The sequence below is a fragment of the Microcystis sp. M53602_WE12 genome, assembly GCF_030065455.1.
Classification (GTDB): domain Bacteria; phylum Cyanobacteriota; class Cyanobacteriia; order Cyanobacteriales; family Microcystaceae; genus Microcystis; species Microcystis aeruginosa.
In genome coordinates this window covers 1-5068 of the sequence record NZ_JASJFB010000696.1, presented here as the reverse complement: position 1 = coordinate 5068, position 5068 = coordinate 1, and the positions used below count along the sequence as shown (strand labels likewise).

Here is a 5068-nt window from a genome sequence, read left to right as displayed (position 1 = left end):
GGTTTGGGGTTTGGGGTTTGGGGTTTGGGGTTTGGGGTTTGGGGTTTGGGGTTTGGGGTTTGGGGTAGGGTTGATTCATGAATCAACCCTACTATGAATCAACCCTAGGGTTTGGGGATAAGGAGAAAAATCTATGGATAATAGCGCACAAAACTGGTACATTGTTCAGGAAAATACGGGAATTTGTCAGATTATAGCCCTAGAAAACGGAAAAACCCCAGTCAATGGTCAATACTGGGGTCCTTTTGCCGAGCGGGGAGAAGCGATCGCCCGTCGGGTGGGTTTAATTCGAGCGGGCAAATGTCAACCTATTGTTTAGCGGTATTGGTGGGCGTTTTTTTGCCTTCAGTGATTTCTTTTTCCAAGATTTCAAAAGCCTTCTTGAATTGAGGATCTTGGAAAGTTCCCACCCGATCCCGTTCCTGTTGAAGATTTTTGCGCTCTTCCTCGCTCAGTTCCGACTCCACATCCGGATGAATACCATCTTTATTGATGTCCCGTCCGTCGGGGGTGAGATACTTGGCAATTGTCACCGCTAATCCCGAACCGTCACTAAGACTGCGTACCGATTGCACTAATCCCTTACCAAAGGTTTTCGTACCGACAATAACCGCCCGATCATGATCCTGTAAAGCTCCGGAGAGAATTTCACTGGCACTGGCGGAACCACCATCGACGAGGACAACCAGCGGTTTATTAGTCAAAGCTTGATTGTTAGCCCGTTGACGTTCCGTCACTCCTTTGCGATCAACCGTAGAGACAATTAAACCATCAGGTATCCACATCCGAGCGATTTCGATACTGGCGTAGAGTAAACCGCCGGGGTTAGAACGCAGATCGAGAATATAACCTTTCACCTCTTCGGCTTCCAATTCGCGAATCGCTTGACTCATATCGCCACTAGCTTGGGCGCTAAATTGATTAAGACGGATATAACCGATTTTACCGATCGGGGTGTTTTCCGTGTGGGCGCGCACCGGGTGAATTTCAATTTTGGCCCGGGTAAGAGTCAATTCTTTTTTCTCCTCACCCCGTTGAATCGTGATCTTAACGCTTGTCCCCACTTTGCCGCGGATCATGCTCACCGCTTGCTCCAGTTCCATGCCTTCGGTAGATTTACCATCGATAGCGATAATCACATCTTTGGGCAGCACACCAGCTTTAGAAGCGGGAGTATCTTCAATGGGTGAAACCACGACTAACTGCTTAGTTTTCTCATCTTTGGTCAGTTGAATCCCTACCCCGGTCAATTCTCCCGATGTATCGATCTTCATATTGTTAAACTCTTTGGGATCCATAAAACGGGTATAGGGATCATTGAGAGTTTTCAACATCTCGCGGATAGCGGTGTATGCTTCCTCTTGATTTTTGTAGGAACGATTTAAATACTGATTGCGGATGGCGTTCCAGTCCGATTGATTAAAAGTGCCATCTAAATAAGTGCGGTTGATGATCTGCCAAACCTCATCAACGGTTTCCTTGGGACTTTCCTGAAAAAAAGCTTGACTTTGGGAGAGACGGAATCCCGCCCCCGTGACGGCGACGGTAGACAGGACCACTGCTGTAGCACCGAGAACAAGTCCGCGTTTGTTGATAACCATAGGTAATTTTCGGATAAATTAGGCTGTTCTTGCCAGAACGCTCTTTCTGGCTGACCGTCGAAATATCTTGGCAAAAAGGAGCGTTTAGGTTTACTGGAGACAGACAAAAGAACGCCTGTAGACTACTACTGTTATAACATTTATTATCTCTTTCTTTGTCAAACTGGTTATTTGAGTAGCGATCGAGTTGCCAGCAGCCCACCTCGCGACCTAAGATAACAGCAAAACTGTCCTAGATTTTCCCTATGAGTGATCAAATCCTTTCTTCCCTCTCCCTAGAACAAAAACGACAAAACCTGCGCCACCAAAGGCGATCGAAGGTGTGGCAAGCCTTGGGTCGCTTTCTGGTGGTTAGTGGTTTAGCGACGGGATTAGCTTGGGGGATGACTTCACCCTATTGGACAATTACCAAGGCCGGACAGGTGGAAATCGCAGGCACGGAATTAATGTCGCCCGAGTCGATTCGTGCTTGGCTAAAATTAAGCTATCCTCTGTCTCTCTGGGAATTACCCACCCATCAATTACGAGAAAAATTAGCGGCTATTCCCGCTATTGCCGACGTTAAGATCGAGCGGCAATTATTACCCCCGAAAGTGATTGTTTCTATTCAAGAAAGAAAACCTGTTGCCCGTTGGCGTTCCCATCAACAGCAAGGCTTTTTAGATGCCACCGGAACGATAATTCCTCAAAGCTATTATGGTCGAACTCTGCCCAAAAACCAATTACCTAGCCTAGAAGTGCTTGGTTACGACCGACAATATCAACAACAGTGGCAAAAAATTTATCCCTTAATTGATAACTTATCAATTAAAGTTACCGCCATCGATTGGCGCAATCCTAGTAATCTTGTACTAAAAACCGAACTGGGACAGGTCTATTTAGGTTTTTATAAAGATAGATTGCCCGAAAAATTAACCGCTCTCGTACAATCGCGGTCATTGTCATCCAAGATACCTCTAGCGCGAATTATCTACATTGATCTGAGCAATCCCGATGCTCCCACTGTACAATTAAAACCGCAGCCAGCCCCTATGGTTGCCAAAGTAACGGCAACTGGTAGGGATTAACTGGAATTGATCAGCAAATAACCGCAATTATTCCCTTTATGTATTGCCAAAAACCCCAAATTATGATTTTCTGAACCAGAAACTGATAATGTAGATACTGGAACCGACATAATATTAGTGATAGTGTTAACATTGCATCTCTGATTCATCAAACCAATAACAGAATCTTGTACTAAGAGTGTTCCAATTCCAATGACATCGATTAATGAAATCGTTCCCACCTATCCCAATCTGAACAGTAACGATTATGCCAGTTCAGCCATGAGCGAAGATAATCATTACTCTCAGAATAATGCTGGAGTATTATTTACTCGCCCCCATGAATCACAGATGACACCCCGAGAAGAAAGTCGTAGTAATCGCATCGTGCCAAGTAATGTCGCCAAGATCAAGGTGATCGGGGTCGGCGGTGGGGGCTGTAACGCCGTTAACCGCATGATCGCCAGTGGCGTGACTGGAATCGAATTTTGGGCAATTAACACCGACGCCCAAGCCCTGGCCCACTCCTCCGCCCCCCAGAGGTTACAAATCGGGACAAAATTAACCCGCGGCCTAGGGGCGGGGGGCAATCCGGCGATCGGACAGAAAGCGGCGGAAGAATCTCGGGATGAAATAGCCCAAGCATTGGAAGGAACCGATCTAGTCTTTATTACCGCCGGCATGGGCGGCGGCACGGGAACGGGGGCCGCTCCAATTGTGGCCGAAATTGCCAAAGAAATCGGCTGTTTGACCGTGGGAGTTGTGACTCGTCCCTTTACCTTCGAGGGTCGTCGTCGCACTAATCAGGCCGATGAGGGGGTGGGGGGTTTACAAAGTCGGGTCGATACCCTGATTATTATCCCCAATAACCAGTTATTACAGGTGATACCCGCCGACACTCCCCTACAGGAGGCTTTTCGGGTCGCTGATGATGTGCTGCGCCAAGGGGTACAGGGGATCTCGGATATTATCACTATCCCCGGTCTGGTGAATGTGGATTTCGCCGATGTGCGGGCAGTGATGGCCGATGCGGGTTCGGCCCTAATGGGCATCGGCATCGGTTCCGGAAAATCTCGGGCTAAGGAAGGAGCGATCGCTGCTATTTCCTCGCCGTTACTGGAATCCTCGATCGAAGGTGCGAAAGGCGTAGTCTTTAACATCACCGGCGGTCAAGATCTAACCCTACACGAAGTCAATGCCGCCGCCGAAATTATCTATGAAGTGGTTGATCCCAACGCTAATATCATCTTCGGGGCAGTAATTGACGAGAAAATGCAGGGAGAAGTCAGAATTACCGTCATTGCCACCGGTTTTTCCGGCGATTCCCCCTCTCGTCCCACCGGTAGCAAGGTGGTGATCAATGCCCCCGCACCCAGTCCGGCCCCGACTCCCGAACCACCAAAACCGGCGGGATTAGATATCCCCGAATTCTTGCAACGTCGTCGTCCTTTTGATCGCTAACCTCCTATGACTGCCATTGCCCTCACCATCGCCGGTTCCGATAGTGGTGGCGGCGCGGGAATTCAAGCTGATTTGAAAACCTTCGCCTTCCACCGAGTTCACGGCACCAGCGCCCTTACCTGCGTTACCGCCCAAAATACCCTAGGGGTCGAGCGCATCGAGTCCCTAAGTCCAGAAATGGTGACAGCCCAAATCGATGCCGTGGTCAGGGATCTGTCTGTGTCAGCGGTTAAGACGGGAATGCTGTTTAGCAGCGAGATTATCGAAGCAGTGGCCGAGGCGATCGAGCGCTGGCGTTTAACCAGTTTAGTGGTCGATCCGGTTATGGTTTCGCGGGTAGGAGCCAAATTAATTGATGATCGGGCTGTAGATAGTCTTTTTGATAGTTTAATTCCTCTGGCTTCGATTATTACCCCTAATCGTTACGAGGCGCAGCTTTTAAGTGGCATCGAGATCAATAATTTTGAGGCGATGAAAGCGGCCGCCGAAATTATTTTCCAGAAGTCGGCCACACCAGTATTAGTGAAAGGTGGCGGCATGAAAGGCCGGCTGCGTGGGGTTGATATCTACTTTGATGGGGAGGAATGGGAAACTTTTAAGACCAGAAGCGTCGAAACCAATAACACTCACGGGACTGGTTGTACCCTATCGGCAGCGATCGCTGCTAACCTCGCTTTGGGGGATGACCTGAAAATAGCGGTGAAAAAAGCCAAGGATTACGTTACTAACGCCCTCGATCATTCCCTCCCTATCGGTCAAGGAACCGGTCCTGTGGGCCATTTTTACCGCTTAAAAGCCCTAAATTAGTCAATTCATCGAAAATTTTGGGTCTGAAACCCCGTCGTTCTACGACGGCTTTACTGTTAAATATGAGCATCGTTTACGAAATATATGCTAAAATGTGAGACATGGAAAAAGCCTATTCGTTTCGATTTTACCCCACACCAACACAAGAGTCGC

6 protein-coding genes are annotated in these 5068 nt (G+C 48.3%); 5 read left to right on the top strand and 1 reads right to left on the bottom strand.

Translation table 11 applies throughout. From position 1 onward, the window contains the following. Positions 1-133: 133 nt before the first annotated feature. Positions 134-319 (top strand): hypothetical protein, encoded by a 186-nt coding sequence (locus PX482_RS21770; RefSeq protein WP_002736073.1) that lies wholly within the window; start codon positions 134-136, stop codon positions 317-319. Here the strand turns inward: PX482_RS21770 and ctpC are convergent. After that, positions 309-1601, bottom strand: a complete 1293-nt coding sequence (gene ctpC, locus PX482_RS21765) for a carboxyl-terminal processing protease CtpC (RefSeq protein WP_288025175.1) — start codon at positions 1599-1601, stop codon at positions 309-311. The genes PX482_RS21770 and ctpC overlap by 11 nt on opposite strands. Positions 1602-1846: 245 nt before the next feature. Here ctpC and PX482_RS21760 point away from each other — a divergent pair, with 245 nt between their 5' ends. The 4 genes from PX482_RS21760 to PX482_RS27865 form a co-directional block, all read left to right on the top strand. After that, on the top strand, positions 1847-2668 hold the full coding sequence (locus PX482_RS21760; RefSeq protein ID WP_288025172.1) for a cell division protein FtsQ/DivIB: 822 nt from the start codon (positions 1847-1849) through the stop codon (positions 2666-2668). A 192-nt stretch (positions 2669-2860) separates the two neighbouring features. After that, the gene (gene ftsZ, locus PX482_RS21755) at positions 2861-4108 is read left to right on the top strand and encodes a cell division protein FtsZ (RefSeq protein WP_061430136.1); all 1248 of its coding nucleotides are present in this window, start codon (positions 2861-2863) and stop codon (positions 4106-4108) included. 6 nt (positions 4109-4114) lie between these two features. Next, the gene (gene thiD / locus PX482_RS21750) at positions 4115-4915 is read left to right on the top strand and encodes a bifunctional hydroxymethylpyrimidine kinase/phosphomethylpyrimidine kinase (protein WP_288093688.1); all 801 of its coding nucleotides are present in this window, start codon (positions 4115-4117) and stop codon (positions 4913-4915) included. A 101-nt stretch (positions 4916-5016) separates the two neighbouring features. Then, positions 5017-5068 (top strand): helix-turn-helix domain-containing protein (locus tag PX482_RS27865; RefSeq protein ID WP_353845525.1); only part of this gene is annotated, 52 nt, incomplete at its 3' end.